Origin of the sequence: Variovorax sp. Sphag1AA (assembly GCF_014192575.1) — a bacterium.
GTDB lineage: Bacteria > Pseudomonadota > Gammaproteobacteria > Burkholderiales > Burkholderiaceae_C > Variovorax.
This window is the reverse complement of record NZ_JACHYC010000009.1, coordinates 78,575-99,984: the sequence shown is the minus strand read 5'-3', so window position 1 is coordinate 99,984 and position 21,410 is coordinate 78,575. Positions and strand designations below refer to the sequence as shown.

At 66.1% G+C, this 21,410-nt stretch carries 19 protein-coding genes; 10 read left to right on the top strand and 9 right to left on the bottom strand.

All coding sequences use genetic code 11. The features are described from left to right. The first annotated feature begins 24 nt into the window (after positions 1–24). The gene (locus tag FHW64_RS30180) at positions 25–1,005 is read left to right on the top strand and encodes a tripartite tricarboxylate transporter substrate binding protein (protein WP_184532290.1); all 981 of its coding nucleotides are present in this window, start codon (positions 25–27) and stop codon (positions 1,003–1,005) included. Between the two features lie 4 nt (positions 1,006–1,009). Further along, positions 1,010–2,671 carry an FAD-dependent oxidoreductase gene (locus tag FHW64_RS30175; protein ID WP_184532288.1) on the top strand — a complete coding sequence of 554 codons (1,662 nt, stop codon included), beginning with the start codon at positions 1,010–1,012 and terminating at the stop codon, positions 2,669–2,671. Positions 2,672–2,693: 22 nt separating this feature from the next. On the opposite strand, the gene FHW64_RS30170 is transcribed toward FHW64_RS30175, so the two are convergent. From FHW64_RS30170 to FHW64_RS30130, 9 genes are all read right to left on the bottom strand, one after another. Beyond that, positions 2,694–4,031 carry a 3-hydroxyacyl-CoA dehydrogenase gene (locus FHW64_RS30170; RefSeq protein ID WP_184532287.1) on the bottom strand — a complete coding sequence of 446 codons (1,338 nt, stop codon included), beginning with the start codon at positions 4,029–4,031 and terminating at the stop codon, positions 2,694–2,696. Between the two features lie 5 nt (positions 4,032–4,036). Beyond that, the gene (locus tag FHW64_RS30165; RefSeq protein ID WP_184532285.1) at positions 4,037–4,825 is read right to left on the bottom strand and encodes a crotonase/enoyl-CoA hydratase family protein; all 789 of its coding nucleotides are present in this window, start codon (positions 4,823–4,825) and stop codon (positions 4,037–4,039) included. A 35-nt stretch (positions 4,826–4,860) separates the two neighbouring features. Beyond that, positions 4,861–5,832 carry a PDR/VanB family oxidoreductase gene (locus FHW64_RS30160; RefSeq protein WP_184532283.1) on the bottom strand — a complete coding sequence of 324 codons (972 nt, stop codon included), beginning with the start codon at positions 5,830–5,832 and terminating at the stop codon, positions 4,861–4,863. 25 nt (positions 5,833–5,857) lie between these two features. After that, on the bottom strand, positions 5,858–7,138 hold the full coding sequence (locus FHW64_RS30155; RefSeq protein WP_184532281.1) for an aromatic ring-hydroxylating dioxygenase subunit alpha: 1,281 nt from the start codon (positions 7,136–7,138) through the stop codon (positions 5,858–5,860). Positions 7,139–7,157: 19 nt separating this feature from the next. Then, the gene (locus tag FHW64_RS30150; RefSeq protein WP_184532279.1) at positions 7,158–8,132 is read right to left on the bottom strand and encodes a tripartite tricarboxylate transporter substrate binding protein; all 975 of its coding nucleotides are present in this window, start codon (positions 8,130–8,132) and stop codon (positions 7,158–7,160) included. A 60-nt stretch (positions 8,133–8,192) separates the two neighbouring features. Next, the gene (locus FHW64_RS30145) at positions 8,193–9,428 is read right to left on the bottom strand and encodes an aromatic ring-hydroxylating dioxygenase subunit alpha (RefSeq protein WP_184532277.1); all 1,236 of its coding nucleotides are present in this window, start codon (positions 9,426–9,428) and stop codon (positions 8,193–8,195) included. A gap of 139 nt (positions 9,429–9,567) precedes the next feature. Further along, positions 9,568–10,557, bottom strand: a complete 990-nt coding sequence (locus FHW64_RS30140) for an amidohydrolase family protein (protein WP_184532275.1) — start codon at positions 10,555–10,557, stop codon at positions 9,568–9,570. Between the two features lie 31 nt (positions 10,558–10,588). Next, on the bottom strand, positions 10,589–10,969 hold the full coding sequence (locus FHW64_RS30135) for a RidA family protein (protein WP_184532273.1): 381 nt from the start codon (positions 10,967–10,969) through the stop codon (positions 10,589–10,591). A gap of 32 nt (positions 10,970–11,001) precedes the next feature. After that, positions 11,002–11,697: a GntR family transcriptional regulator gene (locus FHW64_RS30130; protein ID WP_260306482.1), complete on the bottom strand. Its 696-nt coding sequence runs from the start codon at positions 11,695–11,697 to the stop codon at positions 11,002–11,004. Positions 11,698–12,033: 336 nt separating this feature from the next. Here FHW64_RS30130 and FHW64_RS30125 point away from each other — a divergent pair, with 336 nt between their 5' ends. From FHW64_RS30125 to FHW64_RS30090, 8 genes are read left to right on the top strand one after another with little or no spacing between them, the layout of a single operon-like run. Next, positions 12,034–14,130 carry an acetate--CoA ligase family protein gene (locus tag FHW64_RS30125; RefSeq protein WP_311733403.1) on the top strand — a complete coding sequence of 699 codons (2,097 nt, stop codon included), beginning with the start codon at positions 12,034–12,036 and terminating at the stop codon, positions 14,128–14,130. A gap of 10 nt (positions 14,131–14,140) precedes the next feature. Next, positions 14,141–15,343: an acyl-CoA dehydrogenase family protein gene (locus FHW64_RS30120; RefSeq protein ID WP_184532267.1), complete on the top strand. Its 1,203-nt coding sequence runs from the start codon at positions 14,141–14,143 to the stop codon at positions 15,341–15,343. A 1-nt stretch (position 15,344) separates the two neighbouring features. Beyond that, positions 15,345–16,463 carry an acyl-CoA dehydrogenase family protein gene (locus FHW64_RS30115; RefSeq protein ID WP_184532265.1) on the top strand — a complete coding sequence of 373 codons (1,119 nt, stop codon included), beginning with the start codon at positions 15,345–15,347 and terminating at the stop codon, positions 16,461–16,463. Between the two features lie 41 nt (positions 16,464–16,504). Beyond that, the gene (locus FHW64_RS30110) at positions 16,505–17,482 is read left to right on the top strand and encodes a Bug family tripartite tricarboxylate transporter substrate binding protein (protein ID WP_311733402.1); all 978 of its coding nucleotides are present in this window, start codon (positions 16,505–16,507) and stop codon (positions 17,480–17,482) included. A 25-nt stretch (positions 17,483–17,507) separates the two neighbouring features. Then, positions 17,508–18,710 (top strand): thiolase domain-containing protein, encoded by a 1,203-nt coding sequence (locus FHW64_RS30105; RefSeq protein ID WP_184532263.1) that lies wholly within the window; start codon positions 17,508–17,510, stop codon positions 18,708–18,710. Positions 18,711–18,715: 5 nt separating this feature from the next. Beyond that, complete coding sequence (locus tag FHW64_RS30100; protein ID WP_184532261.1) at positions 18,716–19,126, top strand: Zn-ribbon domain-containing OB-fold protein; 411 nt, start codon at positions 18,716–18,718, stop codon at positions 19,124–19,126. Positions 19,127–19,137: 11 nt separating this feature from the next. Next, positions 19,138–20,373 carry a CaiB/BaiF CoA-transferase family protein gene (locus FHW64_RS30095; protein WP_184532259.1) on the top strand — a complete coding sequence of 412 codons (1,236 nt, stop codon included), beginning with the start codon at positions 19,138–19,140 and terminating at the stop codon, positions 20,371–20,373. Positions 20,374–20,394: 21 nt separating this feature from the next. Then, positions 20,395–21,396 (top strand): protocatechuate 3,4-dioxygenase, encoded by a 1,002-nt coding sequence (locus tag FHW64_RS30090; RefSeq protein WP_184532257.1) that lies wholly within the window; start codon positions 20,395–20,397, stop codon positions 21,394–21,396. Positions 21,397–21,410: the final 14 nt, after the last annotated feature.

Below are 21,410 nucleotides of genomic sequence, written 5' to 3'. Positions count from 1 at the left end.
ATCCGGTTCAAAAGGAGACACCTGATGAGAACGTCAACTCGCATGTTTGCTGCGGTTCTTGCTGCGATCGTCGCGGCGGCCGCGTGGGGTCAATCGACTGCGGAGAAGTTTCCCCGGCAGCCCGTCCGCATGGTGGTGACCTTCCCACCAGGTGGCAGTTCCGACGCTGTCGTGCGCATGCTCGTGCCGCGGCTGAACGAGACGCTCGGACAGCCAGTGATCGTCGACAACCGACCCGGCGCCGGCGGAAACATCGGAACGAGCATGGTCGCAAAGGCGGTGCCCGATGGCTACACGATGGGCGTGGTCGCGGCGGGGGCGTTGTCGGTCAATAGCAGCCTCTACCCACAGATGCCTTTCGATGTCCAGAAGGACCTACGGCCGGTCAGCATGCTTGCCTCGATTCCATTCGTCCTGGTGGGAAGCCCGTCCTTCCCTGCGAAGACGCTGAAGGATCTCATTGACACGGCAAAGCGCAGGCCTGGAGAGCTCACGATCGCGCACGGCGGGAATGGGACCGCCATGCACTTGTCGACCGCGCTCCTAGGCCAGATGGCGGGCATCAAGTTGGTGGAGATTCCGTACAAGGGCTCTGGCCCTGCGGCACTCGATGCGATCAGCGGGCAAGTGACGCTTGCGATGGTCGACCTGCCTTCGGCGCTGCAACAAATCAAGGCCGGCAAGCTCACCGCCTACGCTGTGACCAGCCCGAAGCGCCTGCCGCAACTGCCGGAGGTCCCCACGATGTCGGAGGCGGGCCTGACCGGCTACGACTCCACTGGGTGGTTCGGTGTCGTTGCACCCGCCGGGACGCCCGCCGTTGCTATCGCCCGCATCAACGCCGCGCTCTCCGACGCGCTGACCGACCCGACGATCCAGGCAAACATGCGCAATCTCGGCGTTGAACCCACTCCGAGTTCACCGGAGGCCATGGGCTCGTTCATCGCTTCGGAGACGGCCAAGTGGGCGAAGGTTATCAAGCAAAGCAACATCAAGCTCGATTGATCAAATGGAAACTATTGAAGCAGACGTCCTCGTCGTGGGTGCAGGGCCGGTGGGGCTGACCCTGGCGATGGATCTTGCGTCGCGAGGCGTGAAAGTGGCAATCGTCGAGGTGCGCGCCTATGCGGAGCCGCCGAATGTCAAATGCAACCACGTTGCCGCCCGAACGATGGAACGCTTCCGTCGCCTGGGGGTTGCGCAGAAGCTGCGCAGCACGGGCTTGCCTGAGGACTATCCCAACGACGTGACCTTCAGGACCAGCATGACGGGGACGGAGCTCTCTCGTATCCCGATCCCGGGGCGTGGCGAGCGGTACACCTCCAAGGAAGGTCCGGACACGTGGTGGCCCACGCCCGAGCCTCCGCATCGGATCAACCAGCTATACCTGGAGCCAGTATTGCTGGAGCACACGGCAGCCCTTCCCGGCGTGACGTTGCTCAATCGCACGCAGCTCACCTCGTTTACACAGGGTGCAGACGGCATCGAAGCCACAGCGCTCGACCTCGAAAGCGAAACACCTCGGACCATTCGTTGCCGCTTTCTTGTCGGCTGCGACGGCGGAAGTTCCTCGGTTCGGAAGGCCATCGGATCGAAGCTGGAAGGCACGGCGGTGGTCCAGCGTGTGCAATCGACATTCATTCGGGCACCGCAACTGCGAAGCATGCTTCCCGGCAAGCCCTCCTGGTGCTACTACTCGGTCAATCCACGTCGTTGCGGTACTGTCTTCGCCATTGATGGCAAAGAAACCTGGCTGGTGCACAACCATCTGAATCCCGCCGAACTGGACTTCGAGTCTGTCGATCGCGATTGGTCGATCCGACAGATCCTCGGGGTCGATCCGGATTTCGAATACGAAGTCATCAGCAAGGAAGACTGGGTCGGCCGCCGTCTGGTCGCCGATCGGTTCCGTGACAGAAACGTATTCATCGCCGGCGACGCATCGCATCTCTGGGTGCCTTACGCCGGTTACGGGATGAACGCGGGGATCGCTGATGCACTCAACCTGTCCTGGTTGCTCGCTGCGCGCGTCCAGGGCTGGGGCGAAGCGTCGATCCTCGATGCCTATGAAGCCGAGCGGCAGCCCATCACCGCGCAGGTCTCCCACTTCGCCATGAACCATGCAGCCAAGATGATCAAGGCGCGAAGTGCCGTGCCCGCGAACATCGAAGAGCCGAGCGCCGAAGGCGCCGCTGCTCGCGACCGGATCGGGCGCGAGGCCTATGACCTCAACGTGGAGCAGTACTGCTGCGCCGGTCTCAATTTCGGCTACTACTACGTGGGGTCGCCCATCATCGCCAGCGATGGCGAGAGCCCCCCTGAGTATTCGATGGGGAGCTTCACGCCTTCGACGGTGCCGGGATGTCGCACGCCTCACTTCTGGTTGTCTGACGGCAGATCGCTCTATGACGCGTTCGGTGCCGGCTATACGCTCCTGCGCTTCGACCCCGCTGTCGACATCGAGGCATTTCGATCCGCTGCGGCATCACGCGGTGTACCGCTCCGGGTCCTGGACCTGTCGGGAGAGAAGGTGCCGGACGCCTATCAGCACAAGCTCGTGCTGTGCCGTGACGATCAGCACGTTGCCTGGCGATCGAATTCGGCGCCGGCAGATGCCATGGCACTCGTCGACATGCTGCGCGGAGCACGGCCCGCACAAGAGCGTGGTTGAACGGACGGGCCGGTACCCACGCTCAGAGATCGCCGAAGGTCTTTCCCTCCTCCGCCAGCCGCACAAGCAGCGGCGCGGGTTGCCACCAGAAGCCGTCCTGCGCGTGAAATCGACGGATGTCGGCCAGCACGCTGGGTAGGCCGATGCGATCGGCCAGGTACATCGGACCGCCATGATGCGCGGGAAAGCCGTAGCCCGTCAGGTAGACGATGTCGATGTCGCCGGGCCGCAGCGCGATCTGCTGCTCCAGCAGCTTCGCGCCTTCGTTGATCATGCCGTACAGGCAGCGCTTGATGATGTCGTCTTCGCTCATCGTCTTGCGCTCGATGCCCATTCGGGCTGACTCCTCGGCGACGAAATTTTCAAGTTCCGGATCGCGTTGCGGCGTGCGGTCGCCCTTCTCGTAGCGATACCAGCCCTTGCCGCTCTTCTGCCCGAAGCGGCCCTGGTCGCACAGCTTGAGGATCAGGTCGTTCCATCGGCGGTCGGTGGGCCGTGTGGCCATCTGAGCTTTCCGCGTCTGATAGCCAACGTCGTTGCCCGCCATGTCGTGCACCGCGAAGATGCCCATCGCATAGCCGAACTTCTTCAATGCGGCATCCACCTCGTGCGGCAGCGCGCCGTCTTCCACCAGGAAGTGGGCCTCGCGGGTGTAGTTGCGGAACAGCGCGTTGCCGATGAATCCTGGATAGATGCGCGACAGCACCGCCACCTTGCCCATGCGCCTGCCAAGGTCCATCAACGTGGCGATCACATCAGGCGCGGTATCTTTTGCCCGAACGACCTCGAGCAGCTTCATCACGTGCGCAGGGCTGAAGAAATGCGCCCCGACCACATCCTGCGGACGTGTGGTCACCGCCGCGATCTGGTCGACGTCGAGGCCCGAGGTGTTGGTCGCGAGGATGGCGCCCGGCTTCGCCAGTCGGTCGAGCTGCCGGAAGATGTCCTGCTTGAGGCCGATGTCCTCGAACACCGCCTCGATCACCAGGTCAGCGTCCTTGACGGCGGACATCTGCAGCGTGCAAGTGATCAGCGCAAGCCGTCGGTCGCGTTCGCCGGGGTCGAGCTTGCCGCGCGCGACGCTGCCCGCATAGTTGTCGCGCACGCGCTCGAGGCCGCGCTCCAGTCCCTGCTGGTTGGCGTCGATCAGCGTGACCGGGATGCCGATGTTCGCGAGCGCCATCGCGATCCCGCCGCCCATCGTGCCCGCGCCGATCACGGCAACCCGGTGAATGGGACGCAGCGGTGTATCGGCCGGGATGTCGGGAATGTGGCTCGCCTCGGCGGTGGCGGCTCTTGCGTGGGCTAGCGCGCGTTCGCGCTCGGCATCAGTGACGGTGAAGAGGTCGGTCGTGCCCATGTGAATCAGCCCTGGTTGTCCTGGATCTTCGCGGCCTTGCCGTCCACGAATTCGCGCAGGCGTTTCTCGGCCTCGGGCGGCCGTGCGCGGGCCGAATTGAGCTGCTCCATGAACAGGCCGTCGTCATGCGACAGGTCCTGCACGCGCGGCAGGACGTTGATGATCATCCAGTTGGTTTCGAGGCTGTTCTTCGCGATGCGGGCGGCAAGCTCTCTCGACTTCGCCAACGCTTCGCCAGCAGGCGTGACATAGCGTACGACATGCTCCTGCAGGCCTTCGGCGGGCGAGAGCAGTCGGCCGGTGAGCATCATGTCCGTCATGACCGTGGTGCCGACGACGCGCTGGATGCGCACCGTGCCGCCGCCACCCACGAAGATGCCGCGCTGCCCCTCGGGGAGACCGAAAAGCGCGGACTCGTCGCACACGCGCAAGTGAGCCGACATCGCCAGTTCGAGCCCGCCGCCTACCACCGCGCCGTGCAGGGCCGCGACGAAGGGAATGGGACCGCGCGCGATGAGATCGAACACCTCGTGCCAGTTGTGGCGCCGCCGCTTGCGAGACGGCTTGATCTGGCCCGTCGCGCGTGCCAGCGCCTCGGCCAGGTCCAGGCCTGCGCAGAAGTTGCTGCCGTGCCCGAAGAGGACGGCGACGTCCGCTTCGTCATGCGCGCGCAGCACGGCGGCCCGCAGTTCGTCGATGAGGGGATCGTTGATCGCATTGCGCTTGTCGGGGCGATTCAGGCCGATCAGCGCGATGTTGCCGTCGAGCTCGTAGGTGATGAGGGGTTCGCTCATTGAGGGGTCTTGCGTTGAAGTGTTCGTTTGGTGGATCAGAGGTCCAGGACCAGCTTCGCCGTCTTGCAGCCCGAGCAGCAGATCATCATCCGATCGTTCGCGGCCTTCTCGGCATTGCTCAGGACGAGGTCCCGGTGGTCGGGAATGCCTTCGAGCACCCGCACCTCGCAGGTGCCGCAGATGCCTTCCTGGCATGAGTACGGTGGTTCGATGCCGACGGCCATCAGGCTGTCGAGGATGGTTTGCCCGGTGCGCACTTCCACCTGCTTGCCGGAACGCGCCAGCTCGACGATGAAGCCGCCGTCCGTAGCAGCGGCGTCCTTGGCTGCGAAGTACTCCATGTGCACCTGCCCGGGCGGCAATCCGGCGGTCGCCTGCTCGTAGGCCGCGAGCATGGGCAGTGGTCCGCAGCAATAGACGTGCGCTCCGGCCGGCAGCGACTGCACGATCGCCGTGATGTCCAGCATCTGCCCGCCGGCCTCCTGGTCGAAGTTGAGCCGCAGGTCGACGTTCGGCTGGTTGTGATAGCCCTGCAGTGCATCCAGGAAGGCCGCGTTGCGCCGCGTGCGCGCCGCATAGTGCAGCTGCCAGGGCGTGCCCAGTGCCTGGCTGCGCGCGATCATGCTCATGATCGGCGTGATGCCAATGCCGCCTGCGATGAAGACATTCATCGTCGATGTCTCGTCGAGCGGGAAGTTGTTGCGTGGCGCGCTGATGGTCAATGTCTCGCCGGAGCGCAGCACTTCGTGCATGTAGCGCGAACCGCCCCGGCTCTTGGCGTCCTTGTTGACGCCGATGAGATAGCGATGCCGCTCGCTGGGCGCATTGAGCAGCGAGTAGCTGCGCAACAGACCGTTCGGCAGGTGCAGGTCGATGTGCGCACCGGCAGTGAAGAGCGGCAGCTCCTTGAGCGGCGGCATCGGAACGAGTTCGAAGCCGAGGATGCCGTCGGCCTCATAGGTCACTGCCCGCACGCGGACCTGCATCAGTGCTTCGTTGTTGCTCATGGTCTTGTCTCCCGGATGCAGAGGGTCAGAGGTCGAGGACGGCCATCGGCTCGATCGCGACGCCCATCGCCTCGGTGTGCTCGCGCTGGACCCACTCGGGTTGCCCGGCGTGGAAGATGAAATGGGTCAGGAGCCGATTCCACTTGGGGTGTCGCCGGTAGTCCGCCAGCGGCAGGCCCTTCAGGAAGAAATCGCGCGAGTCGCTGGGCAGGAAAAGAGGTTCTTTCGATCTGGCGCGGAGCACGCCCTTGGGGTCGCGCCCCGACTGCACCGCATCGATGTCCTCGAACAGCCGGCGCCGCAGCATCGCGATTCCGCGATCACTGGCGCCGAGGTTCTCGCGCGTACGGTCCGCGATGCGTCCCTGGCCGACCCAGGCGACGATGTCCTGGTTGATGATGTGACTCGTGATCCAGCGGCCGGTCGCGGCGTCGCGGATCGGGCTGTGCCACGTGGGGATGGTCTTCTGCACGAACGGCTCGGATTCGCGCGGCACGCGGATGAACGACCAGGTGACGCTCAGCGTGTTCTCGTCATCGATCGGCACGCGCCATTCGAAGTGATCGCCCAGGAAGAAGCCGTTGGGCCACAGGCAGACCCGGCCGATGGTCCAGAGCGGGTGCTGCTCGTTGGTGTCTTCGCTGATCCGCTTGTAGACGAAGCCGTGCTCGAACTCCTCGAACGCGAGCTGCAGGTGTGCGGGTGCATAGCCGCCGTCGTCACCGCGCAGGCGGCGGCTCCAGTTGGCATGCATCCATTCGAAGTGCACCGGGTCGATGGAGTTTTCCTGCGTCTGCAGCCAGTTGCAGGGCACTTCGGAGAAGACCGCCTGGACGAATCCATTGGACCAGTGGAAGGCTTCCCAGTCGGGCAGCTCCGGCACCGGCTGCGGTCCCATGTAGGCCCACAGCAGGCCGGCCATGGGCCGTACTTCATAGGCCTTCAGGCGCACCTTGCAACGCAGGCGTGCAGTGGGATCGACGTGATCCTCGAAGGGTTGCGCCACGCAGGCACCCTTCGCATCGAACTGCCATCCGTGGTAGTGGCAGCGGATGCCTTCCTGCTCGACATAGCCATACGACAGATCGGCGCGGCGGTGCGCGCACTGTCGGTCCACCAGACCGTAGCGGCCGCCGAGATCCTTGAAGAGCACGAGGTCCTCGCCCATGAGCCGCACCGGCTTGACGGGGTCGCGCTCCAGCTCGTCGATGCCGGCAATCGGGTGCCAGTGGCGCCGCAGCACTTCGCCCATCGGCGTGCCCGGTCCAACTTCGGTCAACTGGCCGTTCTTTTCGGGGGTCAGCATGACGGTGTCGTCTCCTTGCTCATTCGGGCTTGAAGCCAGAGGCCTTGATGATGGGCGCCCAGTGCGCGAGCTCGGCGCGCTGCAACGCATCCATCTCGGCGCCGGGACGGAAGTCCGGCTGCACCCACAGGCGTTGCGTGAGCGCGTCCTTGACCTCCGGCGATTGCAGCGCCTGCTGCAAGGCTTTCTGCATCCGTTCGATCTCCGCGGGCGGCGTGCCCGCGCGCGCCCACATGCCGGTCCAGCCTTCGCCCGAGGTCACGTCCACGCCCTGCTCGGCAAAGGTGGGAATCTCGGGGATCAGCGGCGAGCGTTCCTTGGTGAAGATGCCGATCACGCGGATGCGACCGGAACGGTGGTGCGGCATCATGCTGTCGATCAGGCTGATGGCCGAAGGCACGTGCCCGCCGACCAGGTCGGTGACCATCGGCGGCGTCCCCTTGTAGGGTGTCACCGGCAGGTCGATGTTTGCCGTCTTCGCGAGCTGTACCCCGAGGAAGTGGTTCTGTCCGCCCAGCCCTGGCGTACCGAAGCTGGCCTTGCCGGGATTGCGGCGAACCCACTCGATGAATTCGCGCACGTTCGTCGCGCCGGTGTTGTTCGCGACACCCATGCCCAGCGGGTACGTCGCCAGCGTGGCCACCGGCGCGAAGTCCTTCACGATGTTCCAGCGCACTTCGTGGCCGAACACCAGCATCTGGAAGGTCGGCGTCGCGTTGGGCGCCACCATGTAGGTGAGCCCGTCGGCCGGCGCCGCAAGCACCATATCGGCCGCGATGCGTCCGCCCACGCCTGGCTTGTTGTCGATGATCACGGGTTGCCCGAGCAGCGAGGGCAACCGGTCCGCAACCGCACGCAGGATCGCGTCGGTCGCGCCGCCCGGCGGAAAGCCGACGACGATGCGAATCACCGACTTGCTTTGCGCATGAATGGCCTGGGGGACGGCCAGAACGGCCGCGCCATAGGTCAGAAGGTGGCGCCTGTTGAGTTTCATCGTGTTGTCTCCAAGGAGGGCGTCTTGCGCGCCCTTTCGGGGTGATGAGGGATTGGCGGATCAGGCGTCGGCCAGTTGCCGCCACTCGCCGGCACTGGCGATCACGCCACCTACCGAACGGATCTTTCGGTAGTCGAGTTCCGGGTGATGCGCCATCGTGGGCTGCTTGCCTTCCATGAACTCGCGCGCCGCCTTCAGGAGCATCTGGCGTACGCGCAATACCGCGCCGTCAGCGGAGCACAGTTGCTCGTCGGTGCGGTCGACGATCGGCCCCTGGCTCAGGAACATCGCGAAGTCCTCGGTGCCCAGGTGCTGCGGGAACCCGGTCTTGTGGCCGCGCTTCATCAGGTCGCGGTTCTGGCCCCAGTTCTCCTCGGGGCCGCCCGGCGGCAGTGGCGGGAAATTCCACACATCGGGCGAAGCCGACATCACCGTCATGCCCAGCGGGCGATTCGGGTTGAAGTGCACGAACCAGGCGCGGTGCGTCACATCGTCCACCGGGGTCGAGAAGAACACGGTGGTGGGCCCGTTGGCGTCGGGCGGGCAGATGATCCCGTACCACGGCATCACGAAGTTGTTGACCCGCGCATACACCTGGCCGTCGGGCAACGATCGCAGCGCGGCGTAGCGGTAGCCATAGGGACGCTCCTCGAACTCCAGCTTGGGGGCGAGCGCCTTGGTCATCAGCATGCGTTCGTTGCCACCGCCGGCGGTGATCTGGGTGGTCGACTCGTGCAGCACGCCGACATGCGACGAGTCCATCGAGGCTTCGACACCCTGCACCCAGTTGGTCGGCACCTCGGCGCTGGTCACCGAGCGCTGGTGCGCGGGCAGGTCGATGAAAGGCAGGTCGGGGAAGGGCGGTGGTGCGTCCCCCTCACCGAGCCAGACCCAGACGATGCCGCCGCGATCGGCCGCGGTGTAGCGGTTCACGCGCACATGCTTGCAGAACTGCGTCTGGTCGCCCGTGTGGTTCGGGGCCTCGACAACCTCGCCTTTGACGTTGAACTTCCAGCCGTGATAGATGCAGCGCAGGCCGTTGTCCTCGTTGCGCGCCAGCGCGAGCGAGGCCTTGCGATGCGGGCAGCGCTCGTCGAGCACGCCGACCGCGCCGTCGGTGGCGCGGAAGGCCACGTAGTTGCGGCCCAGCAGGCGGATGCGCACCGGCGCGCCGTCGGCTTCCAGCTTGGACGAAGGCACGGCCGGCAGCCAGTAGTGCTGACGGATCATCTCGCCCATCGGGGCGCCGTTCTCCACGCGTGTCAGCAGATCGTTGTCTTCCTTGCTCATCGGCATGAGAGTGTCTCCTCGGATTTCAATAGCGCTGCAACCCAGTCCAGGGCACCCGCGGAACCGGCTTTGCCGGGCCGCTGGGTGCGCCCCCCTCCCGCCGAAGGCGAGAGAGGGGGGAGCCGCGAAGCGGCTTGGGGGGTGTTCATTCCCTGAAGGCGCGCGGATACACGCGGCGGCAGTTGCATTCGAAGATGTCGGTGCGTTGCCGGTCGGTGAGCCATTCGATGCTTTCGATGACCGGCTTCATGTCGTCGTAGTCGCGCCCGCTGATCGGGTCGCGCGAGCTGCCGGTGCCGGGCTTCTCGGTGCCGAAGAGCACGTTGTCGGTGCCCGCCACCTTCAGCAGCAGCTCGATGGCTTCCTTGCTGTAGTTGCAGGTGTCGAAGTAGAGCTTCTTCAACTGCTCGTCGAAGGTCTCCTTCTCGCCCTTGCGCACGTTCCACGAGCGGAAGCGCCCCATCTGGTAGGGGATCGCGCCGCCGCCATGCGCCACGACGATCTTGAGGTCGGGGAAGGTGTCGAAGGTCTTCGCGCCGAGCAGCGAGACGACCGCGATGCTTTCTTCGTTGATGAACTTCAGCGTGTACGACTCGCGTGCGCTGCAGCTGCCTGCGGAGTGGATCAGGCCGGGCACGTCGAGCTCGGTCATCGCCTTGTACAGCGGATGCCAGAACGGATCGCCCAGCCCGGGCGGATCGCCCAGCCCCTCGGTCGGATCGGGGTTGATGAGGCAGCCGACGAAGCCGAGTTGCGTCACGCAGCGGCGGAGCTCGGGAATCGCGCGCAGCTCGAGCGGCTCGTCCATGTACTGCGGCAACCCTGCGACACCGCGGAAGCGGTCAGGGAACATCTCGACGAAGCGTGCGATGAGGTCGTTGCAGTGCGTGGTCCACAGTTCGGTCACGCGACCGGGCTTGACGGAGTGCATCTGCAGATAGGGACGCGGCGAGATGAACTGGATGTCGGTGCCGACGTTGTCCATGCTCTTCACGAGCTCTTCGGCCACCTTGCGCACCGAGGCGTCCGGAATCTTGGGCAGCGTATTGGGATTGGCGCGGCCGCCAACCAGCTCCGCCATGAAGCGGAAGCTCTCGGGCGGCATGACGATGTGGGCGTGGGAATCGATGATCATGAAGAAGCGCTTTCGGGTATGTCTCTCGGGGTTATCGAATGACGGCCATCACTTCGAGCTGCAGCCACATGCCGTGTTGCAGCGGGTACACCGTGATATGGCGCGCCGGGCGGTCGTGGGGATCGGGGAATGCGGCCAGCCACTCGGCATTGACCGCGTCGCGCACCGCGTTGTCGCGCACGGTGACGGAGAGCTTGACCACGTCGGACAACGTGGCGCCGCCGGCTTCGAGCAGGGCGCGCAAGTTGGCGAATGCGTGGCGGGCCTGCGCTGCCATGTCGTCCGGCAACTGGCCGTTGGCGGGGTCCTTGCCTGAGATGGCGGACGAGCAGAGGACGTTGCCGACGCGCGCCCCGGCGGGGATCGGCGCGTTGTGCGAAGCACCAGGCAAGTCGATGGAGCGACCGGTCATGTGAGTTCCTGCGAAGTAGGGAGATCAGGGGATCAGTGGTCCGTGGCTTCGCTCTCGAAGAAGCTCATCGGCATGCGGGCCAGGAATTCCGAGAAGCCGGTCGAGCCCGACGGCACGTGCAGCAGCATGGCGTGGGCGGCGAGTGCCTCGTCGCCCTCCTGGACCGCGCGTGCCACACGCAGGTGGTCCTGCAGCGACTTGCTGATCTGCGCCTTGGTGTGGAAGTCCTTGAGGCGGTAACGCTGGATTTGCCGGCGCGCGTTGCGGATGAGCTCCGCCAGATAGGGATTGCGCGCGCCGTCATAGACGGTTTCGTGGAAGAAGGTGTTGGCGATCGCGTATTCGGCCGCGCCGCCCTGCACCGCGGCGTCCTGGCAACGCTGGATGGCGTCGTCCAGCCTCTTGCGCAGGGGTTCGTCCACGCGCCGCGCGGCGAGCTTGGCGGCCAGCGCTTCCAGCTCGCCGATGCTTTCCATGATGGCGCGCACCTGGTTGATGGACAGCCGCGCCACGCTCACGCCCTGCCGCGGCGCGATGCGCACGAGATCGCGCGCCGCCAGTTGCTGCAAGGCCTCGCGCACCGGCGTGCGTGACACCTGGAAGCGCGCGGCCAATGCGCGCTCGTCCAGCGGTGCACCCGGGGGAAGGCTGCCGCTCTCGATCTCGTCCTGCAGCACGGTGCGGATCTCGTTGGCGCGGCCGCCGCGTCGACGCGATTCGTCGCTCAAGGTGTCTTCGTCGGGAAGTGAGGGGTCGTGCTCTGTTTGCATGGTCCGAAACATACCACTTGCGACCAGTGGTATGCAAGAACTATTTGAAAGGATGCCAAATCTGGGCTTTTCTAGGGATTTTCCCTGACCAAGAGCGCGGGGAACTTGAGCGCTCACTGCGTTGACAAGAGTGAAAACCTCGGGTTTTGTTCAAGGCGTAACGCCGTGGGTACGGTTTTCTGGTGTGTTGACAGTCTGTTTGTGTATGCCACAATGGCCTGTATGAATGCCAACCTCGATTTGCAAGCTTCTCGAGCATCCTGTCTCCCCGCTGCGAGACTGAACCTTCAGCATGTGCTGACGCCGCGGTCCATCGCCATCGTGGGCGCGTCGGCCGACCCACGCTCCTTCGGCGGCTTCGTCCAGGGCAACCTGGAACGCTTCGGCTACGAGGGCGCGCTGCACCTGGTGAGTCGCGGTAGCGTGGAAATCAACGGACGCGCATGCGTGAAGTCGGTCGACGAGCTGCCCGAGGGCATCGACCTGGCCGTGCTCGCCATTCCCGAGGTGGGTGTGCTGGATGCCGTGAAGGCGCTCGCGGCGCGGCGTTGCCACGCGGCGGTGCTGTTCGCATCGGGCTATGCCGAGGCGGGCGAGGAGGGCCAGGCCAGGCAGGAGGCGCTGGCCCAGGTCGCGCAGGAAGCCGGCATCGTGCTCGTGGGGCCGAACTGCATGGGCTTCACCAATCTGGCGGCCGGCGTGCCCGTGACCTTCGAGCCGCTGGCGGCGCGCGAGCGCGAGCGGCGCCCCGGTGTCGGCGTCGTCGCTCAAAGCGGCTTCATGGCAGCGACCTTGCGCGACGCCTTCCTGGGCAACGGCGTGCCGGTGACGTCGGTGTTCTCGACCGGCAACGAGGTGTCGCTCTGTGCCGAGGACGTGGTGGCGCACTACATCGGCGATGCACAGACCCGCGTCATCACCGTGTACGCGGAGCAGATCCGTCGGCCGCGCCTGTTCCTGCAGCTGGCCGCCGAAGCACGCGCCAAAGGCAAGCCGGTCGTGTTGCTGATGCCGGGGCGCAGCGAGCGTGCGCGCGAGGCGGCGCAATCGCACACCGGCGCGCTGGCCGGCGACCACGCCACCGCGACGGCGTTGCTGCGCCGCGAGGCCGTGGTGGTGGTGGAGTCGCTAGACGAACTGCTGGACACCACCGCGATCCTGCTGCGCTATCCGCAGCCGCCGGTGGGCGGCGCCGCCTTCATGACCGGCTCCGGCGCCATGAAGAACATCGCGCTCGACTTCGCCGACGACCTCGGCCTGGAACTGCCGGAACTGCAGCCCGCCACGGTCGACAAGCTCCGCGCGATGCTGCCGGCCTACGCAGTGGCAGAGAACCCGCTGGACTACACCACCATCGGCGTGCGCCAGCCCGGGCTGATTGGCGAACTGCTGCTGACCATGCTGGAAGACGCACGCATCGGAAGCATCGTGCTGGCGATTCCGGTCGGGCCGGTGGTGGCGCAGAAAGACAAAGCCGAGCACATCGTTCCCGCCATCGCGAAGGCCCGCAAGCCTGCGGTGCTGGTGCTGACGGGCGATGCCAGTCCGATCGAGCCCTTCTTCACCGAGGCGATTCATGCGAGCGGCGTGCCGCTGTTCCGCTCGGCCGATCGCGCCTTGCGCGCGCTGCATCGCGTCGCGGCCTACGGGGAAGCGCTGCAACGGGCCGCGCGTGCGTCGCAGGGGCAGTCCCGGCCCGTGCCGCTGCCCGGGCCGATACCCGCGAACGGCATCTTTGCCGAATACCTGGGCAAGGGCTGGCTCGCGCGCGCCGGCCTGACGGTGCCGCGCGGCGCGCTGGCGCGCAGTGCCGACGAAGCGGTGCGCATCGCAAGCGACATCGGCTTTCCGGTCGTGCTCAAGGCGCAGGCGAGCGAACTGCCGCACAAGAGCGATGTCGGTGGCGTGCTCGTCGGTCTTGCCGACGAGGCCGCGCTGCGCGAAGGCTGGCAGCGTCTGCATGACAACGTTGGCCGCCACCGTCCGGAGCTGGCGCTGGACGGCGCGCTGGTCGAGGCCATGGGACCACGCGGCCTCGAACTGGTGGTGGGTGCCAAGCGCGATCCGGAATGGGGCCCCGTCGTCCTGGTGGGGCTGGGTGGTATCTGGATCGAGGCGCTCAAGGATGTGCGGTTGATCCCGGCCGACATGGCGGAGGACGACATCGTTGTCGAACTGGGCCGCCTCAAGGCCGCCGCGGTGTTGCGCGGCACGCGTGGCGAAGCTGGGGTGGACCTCAAGGCGATTGCCCGCGTGGTCGCGCTGGTCGGCGAGCAGATGCGCGCCAATCCGCAGATCAGCGAGATCGACATCAACCCGCTCGTTGCCTATCCGGCGAGCGCGACGCAGGCGGTGCTTGCGCTCGATGCGCTGGTCGTCGCCACGGCTTGAGGTGTCGCGCATGAAGCTGCAGTTCTCACCCGCCGACGAAGCCTTCCGACTGGAAGCGCGCGAATTCGTCAGGACACATCTTCCGGAAGACATCCGCCGCAAGGTCGACCTCGGCCTGCGTCTGGAGCATGCCGACTACGTCACCTGGTTCCGCATCCTCGAAGCGCGCGGCTGGCTCACGCCCGCATGGCCGGTCGAGCACGGCGGACCGGGCTGGAACCATGTGCAGCGCTACATCTTCGACGAGGAGACGCTGCTCGGCGGCGCGCCGCGGATCATCGCCAGCGGCATCCAGATGCTCGGCCCGGTGCTGCATGCCTTTGGCACCGACGAGCAGAAGAGGAAGTACCTGCCCGACATCCGCCAGAGCAACACCTGGTGGGCGCAAGGCTTCTCGGAGCCGGGCGCGGGCTCCGACCTCGCGGCGGTCCGGACCACCGCCGTGCTCGAACCCGACGGCCGGCACTTCGTGGTCAACGGCCACAAGGTGTGGACTTCATACGCGCAGTGGTGCTCGATGATGTTCGCGCTCGTCAGGACCGACCCGGAGGCCGCCAAGCCGCAGGAGGGCATCTCGTTCCTGCTGATCGACATGGCGACGCCCGGCGTGACGGTGCGGCCCATCCGCATGCTCGAAGGCGGCAGCGACCTCAACGAGTGCTATCTCGACAACGTGCGCGTGCCGGTCGAAAACCTGGTGGGCGAGCTGCACAAGGGCTGGTCTTATGGCAAGTACCTGTTGGGCCATGAGCGCACCGGCATCGCTGGCATCGGATCGTGCAAGCAACAACTGGCACGCGCACGCCGGTTGGCGTCGCAGCAGGGGTTGGACGACGACGCGGTGCTGCAGACGCGCCTCGCGCAGTTCGAGGTCGAGCTGATGGCACTCGAATTCACCGCACTGCGCCTTCTGAGCGCGAACCAGCAAAGCCCCATCCCCGCGGTGGAGGCGTCGATGCTCAAGGTGCGCGGCACCGAGCTGCGTCAGGCCATCTACGAGACGCTGGTGGACATCGCCGGCCCCGATGCCGTGCCGTTCTCGCAGGAGGCGCAGTTTCTCGAACAACTCGACCAGGCGGCGACCTGCGAGTCGCTGGTGGCGCTCGCTGCCAATTGCCTCGACTCTCGCAAGGTGACGATCTACGGCGGCACCAACGAAGTCCAGCGCAACCTGATCGCGCGCGCCGCGCTCGACGCACCGTGGAGCAACTGACATGGACTTCTCCCTCAACGACGATCACCTGGCGCTGCGCGATGCGGTGCGCCGTTTCTGCGACGGCGAGTACCCCGCCCAACACCGTGGCAACGCCGAGACGCCCGCGCAGTCGGCCCAGCGCTGGAGCGCCATGGCAGAACTCGGCGTGCTGGGGCTGCCTTTCGAAGCCGACATGGGCGGCACCGGGCAAGGCGCCATCGAGGTGATGCTGGTGGCGCAGGAGCTCGGCCGCGCGCTGGGCGGCGGCGCCTTCGTCGCGAGCACCGTCATGGCGGGCGAGCTGCTGCGCCGGCTGGCATCGCCGACGCAGCAACGGCAATGGCTGCCCGCCATGGCCGAGAGTCGCCTCCAGTCCGCGGTGGCGCTCTACGAGAACGGCATGCGCTACGACTGGCATCGCGTGAGCACCCGGGCTACGGGAACGCTGGGCGGCTACGTGCTCGATGGCCGGAAGACGCTCGTGCTCCATGGCGACACGGCCGACCTGTTGCTCATGACGGCACACGTCGACGACGACTCCGGGCTCAGCGTATTCGCGGTGGACGCCCGCGCGCCCGGCGTGCAGTTGCAGGGTTTCGACACGCTCGACGGCCGCCGCGCCGCGCATGTGCGCTTCGACCGCGTGCCGGTCCGCGCCGAACGCCTGCTGGGCACACGCGCAGCGGCTGGCGAAGCGATCGAGGCGGCGCTCGATGCAGCCATCGCAGCCCTGTGCGCCGAAGCCGTGGGCGCGGTCGAAGCGCTCGTCGCGCACACCGCCGAGCACCTGCGCACACGCAAGCAGTTCGGCGCGCCGCTGGCGAAGTTCCAGGTGCTCCAGCACCGGCTGGCTGACATGGCGATCGCTCTGGAACAGCTCAAGTCCATGGCCTGCGCCGCCGCGATGGCGGTCGAGGCCGGCGACCCTGCTCAACGCCGCCGCCTGGTGTCAGCGGCCAAGGTGCTTGCAAGCCAGCAGGGGCGCCAGATCGCACTCGGCGCCATCCAGATGCACGGCGCGATGGGCATGACGGACGAATGCCGCGTCGGGCACTACGCCAAGCGGCTCATGGTCATTGGCCAGCTCTTCGGGGACGCCGCGTGGCACCTGCAGCGCATGGCGCAGCCCGCTGCTTGAGTCCGGCACCCGGTTTGGAGATCACACAAGGAGACAACCACGTGAATCGCAAGACTTTCAATGCGGCGCTGCTCGCTGCCCTGCTCGGCTTCTCGATGACGGCTGGCGCGCAGTCCGACCAGCCCATCAAGTTGCTTGTCGGGTTTCCGCCCGGTGGCTCGACCGACACGGCGTCGCGCGTGCTCGCGGACAAGCTGTCGGTGGTGCTCAAGCAGCCCATCATCATCGAGAACAAGCCGGGCGCCGGCGGCCGGCTGGCGGCGCAGGCGCTCAAGTCCGCCGCGCCGGACGGGCAGACATTCATGATCGCGCCGAACGCCACGCCGCTGTTCCAGACGCTGCTGTATCCGCCAGCCACGCTGAAGTACGACATGCTCAAGGACTTCGCACCCGTGGCGGTCTTGGTGTCTTACCCGCTGGCATTGGCGGTGAACACGGAAACCGGCATCAAGACCGCAAAGGACTACGTGGCGTGGGTCAAGGCGAACCCGCAGAAGGCCAGTTTCGGAACGGCCGGCGCGGGTGGCCACACGCACTTCAGCGGCATCCAGCTCGGCAAGGCGATCGGCGCGAATCTGCAGATGGTTCCTTACCGTGGCAACGGCCCCTTGGTCACCGATCTGCTGGGCGGACAGGTGCCGGCCGGCGTGATGACGGCGGGCGACATCCTGCCGCACCAGAGCACCGGCAAGGTTCGCATCGTGGGCGTCTTCGGCGGCAAGCGCTCGGCCCTGATGCCCGATGTGCCGACCTTCAAGGAACAGGGCATCGACATCGACACCGGCGACGCCTGGACCGGCATGTGGGCCCCTGCGAAAACGCCGCAGGCGCAGCTCGACCGCATGCAGAACGCGCTCAAGCAGGTGCTGGAGCTGCCCGAGGTGCGCGACATCCTGATGAACAAGGCGACGCTGAATCCCGACTTCCGCCCCGGCGAGGAGATGGACAAGCTGGAACGCAAGGAGCTGGCCTATTGGGGGCCTGTCATCAAAGCGTCCGGCTTTACCCCCGACCAGTGACCCACCGAGAGCGAGAGACAGCAAGATGAGCCTCAACGGATCCGCCTACATCGTCGGCGCCTACGAACATCCCACGCGCAAGGCCGACGACCTCTCTGTGGCGCGCCTGCATGCCGACGTGGCCAAAGGTGCGCTCGAAGACGCCGGCCTGTCGAAGCACGACATCGACGGCTACTTCTGCGCCGGCGATGCGCCCGGTCTGGGCACCACCACGATCGCCGAGTATCTCGGCCTCAAGCTGCGCCATGTCGATTCGACCGAGTGCGGCGGGTCGGCGCCGATCCTGCATGTGGCGCATGCAGCCGAGGCCATCGCGGCGGGACGCTGCAACGTCGCGCTCATCACGCTGGCCGGACGGCCGCGCGCGCAGATGGCGGCCGCGCAGGCCGCAGCGAAGAGCAACGGCATGAAAGCGCCGCTCGCGTTGAGGCCCCCGGATCCGGATGCGCCGGAACTGGCGTTCGAGCTGCCTTACGGCCCGGCGACGCAGAACCTCTACGCCGCCGTCGCGAAGCGCCACATGTACGAGTTCGACACCACCAGCGAACAGCTTGCGTGGATCAAGGTCGCCGCATCGCATCACGCGCAACACAACCCGAACGCGATGCTTCGGGAAGTGGTGACCGTTGAAGACGTCGTGAACTCGCCCATGGTGAGCGATCCGCTGCACCGGCTCGATTGCTGCGTGATGAGCGATGGCGGCGGCGCGATCATCGTCGCGCGTCCGGAGATTGCGCGCGACCTGAAGCGTCCATTGGTCAAGGTGCGCGGCACCGGTGAAGCACCGAAGCATGGAATGGGCGGCAAGCTCGACCTCACGTATTCGGCCGCCGCTTGGTCGGGTCCGTTGGCCTTCGCCGAAGCCGGCGTGACCCCAGCCGACATCCAGTACGCATCGCTCTACGACAGCTTCACCATCACCGTGCTGATGCAGCTGGAAGACCTCGGCTTCTGCAAGAAGGGTGAGGGCGGCCGCTTCGTGGCCGACGGCAACCTGATCTCCGGCGTCGGCAAGCTGCCCTTCAACACCGACGGGGGCGGCTTGTGCAACAACCATCCGGCCAACCGCGGTGGCGTCACCAAGATCATCGAGGCTGTGCGTCAGTTGCGCGGCGAAGCCCATCCTGCGGTACAGGTGCCTAACTGCAGCCTCGCACTGGCGAACGGCATCGGCGGCGCCCTGGCTTCGCGCCATACCGCCGGCACCCTGATTCTTGAAAGGCTCTGAGCGCTATGAGCAGCTCCCCGACCACCACCGGCACCGCACGCCGCATCCCCGCGCCCCGCGTACTGCCCGAATCGCTGCACTACTGGACTGCCGCCGACGAGGGCCGCCTGCTCGTCAAGAAGTGCAGGGCCTGCGGCGAAGTGCATCACTACCCGCGCGACATCTGTCCGCATTGCCTGAGCGCCGATACCGAATGGCTGCAAGCCGCCGGCACCGGCACCGTGTATTCGTTCAGCACCATGGGCAAGGGCGAAGCCGCCTACACGCTGGCTTTCGTGACCTTGGATGAAGGTGTGACGCTCATGACCAACCTGGTGGACTGCGATCCGGCGGCGGTTTCCATCGGCCAGCCGGTACGCGTGGTCTTCAAGCCGAGCGACGGCGGCCATGCCGTGCCGATGTTCACGCCCGCCTGATGGAGATCCGAATGCCCCACACCCAGAACCAGAAGACGACTGGCGCGGACCCGGCGCGCAAAGGCCCGCTGTCGCGGTTCACGATTCTCGACGCCACGCGCGTGCGTGCCGGCCCGACCGCGATCCGCACCTTCGCCGATCTGGGCGCGCGTGTGATCAAGCTCGAGATCCCGCCCGGTGCGCCCGGTGGCGACGACATGATCGGCGGGCGCGACCACAACCGTGCCGACTACGAGAACCTGCATCGCAACAAGGAAAGCCTCACGCTCAACATGAAGGAGCCGGAGGGCCGTGAAATCCTGCACCGGCTCGTCGCGCAGGCGGATGTGTTCATCGAGAACTACCGGCCCGACGTGAAGTACCGCCTCGGCATCGGGCCGGACGAATTGCGCGCGATCAATTCCCGGCTGGTGTACGCGAGCATCTCGGGCTTCGGCCAGGATGGCCCGTATGCGGGCTGGCCCGGCTTCGATTCCATCGCGCAGGGCATGGGCGGGCTGATGAGCGTGACCGGTAAGCCCGAAGATGGCCCGATGCGCGTGGGCATCCCCATCGCCGATCTGTGCGCAGGCCACTTCTGCGCGCAGGCGATCATGGCCGCACTGCTGGAACGCGACGCGACGGGCGAAGGGCAATGGGTGCAGACCTCGCTGCTTGAGGCGCAGATCGCGATGCTCGACTTCCAGGCCGCACAGTGGCTCATTGACGGCAAGGTCCCGAAAGCCACCGGCAACGAACATCCGTTGACGGTGCCCACGGGTGTCTTCCAGACGCGCGACGGCCATATCAACCTCGCGGCCATCGGCCAGACCATGTGGCGGCGCCTGTGCGAAGCGCTCGAAGTGCCGCATCTCGTGCAGGAGCCGGGCTTCGGCTCCGATCCGGAGCGGGTGCAGAACCGTGCGCGCGTCAACGCTGCCGTTGGCGAAGTGTTCAGGACGCGGACCACCGCCGAATGGACCGAGCGCCTGCTCAAGGCCGGCGTGCCTTGCGGACCGATCCACACGGTGGACCGCATGTTCGACGATCCGCAGGTGCAGCACCTTGGCATGGCGCGCCGGATGCACCACCCCGAACTCGGCGACATCTCGGTGGTGGGGCTGCCGATGCAGTTCTCGCGCCACCCGCGGAGCAGCGGGCCGATGACGCCGGCACCGAACCAGGGCGATCAGACGGATGCAATCCTGGGCGATCTCGGCTACGGTCCCGAACGGATCGCGCAATTGCGTGCGCGCTTCGTTGTCTGAAAGCGATTCGAAAGAACACCCATGGCACAACTCGCAGCCGCCTTCGGCTCGTCCCACAGCATCATGCTGGTCTCGCAGCGCGAGGACTGGCAGCACGGCTTTCGTGTCATCGACACGAAGAATCCGCACTACTACGACAAGAGCGGCGAAAAGACCGACTACGAAGCGCTCCTCGCCGCTGCGCCGTCCGACTCGGAGGCGATGGTCACACCCGAGAAGATGGGCCAGCGCTTCGACGCCGCACAGGCCGCCATGGACGAACTCGGACGCCGCATTCGCGAGGCGCGGCTCGACGTGCTGCTGATCGTGGGCGACGACCAGACCGAGCTCTTCCGCACCACCAACAACCCTGCCTTCGCCATCTACTTCGGCGAGACCATCCGCAATACAGCGCGCGAGCCGGCCGCGCCCGGCGACAACTGGGTCAAGTCCGCACGCATGTGGCGGCACGAACCCGAGGTGGATCGCGAATACCCGGTGAAGAGCGATCTCGCCGAATGGCTGATCCGGCAGTTGTGCGATCGCGATTTCGACATTGCCGCCATGGATGGGCTCGAACGCGGCCAGTTCGAAGGTCACGCCTTCCAGTTCATTCACCGCCGACTGCTTGGCGAGCATGCGTTGCCGGTGATCCCGGTGATCCTCAACACCTTCGATCCGCCGAACCAGCCAACGCCGCGCCGCTGCGTCGCGCTCGGCAAGGCGCTGCGTGAACTCATCGCGGAGTGGCCGCAGGACATCCGCGTCGGCGTGATCGCTTCCGGTGGCCTCAGTCACTTCGTGGTCGACGAGGCGCTGGACCACAAGATCATCGACGCGATCCGTGCCAAGGACAGCGCCACGCTCGCTTCGCTCGATCCGAAGCAGTTGCAGGCGGGCAGCTCCGAGATCCGCAACTGGCTGGTGGTCGGCGAGATGGCACGCGATCTCGACGTGGAATGGGTCGAATACGTGCCGGGCTACCGCACGCCGGCTCTCACCGGCACCGGTCTTGCCTTCGCGGCCTGGAAGACGCTTCCCTGAAATCTCACTCCTCA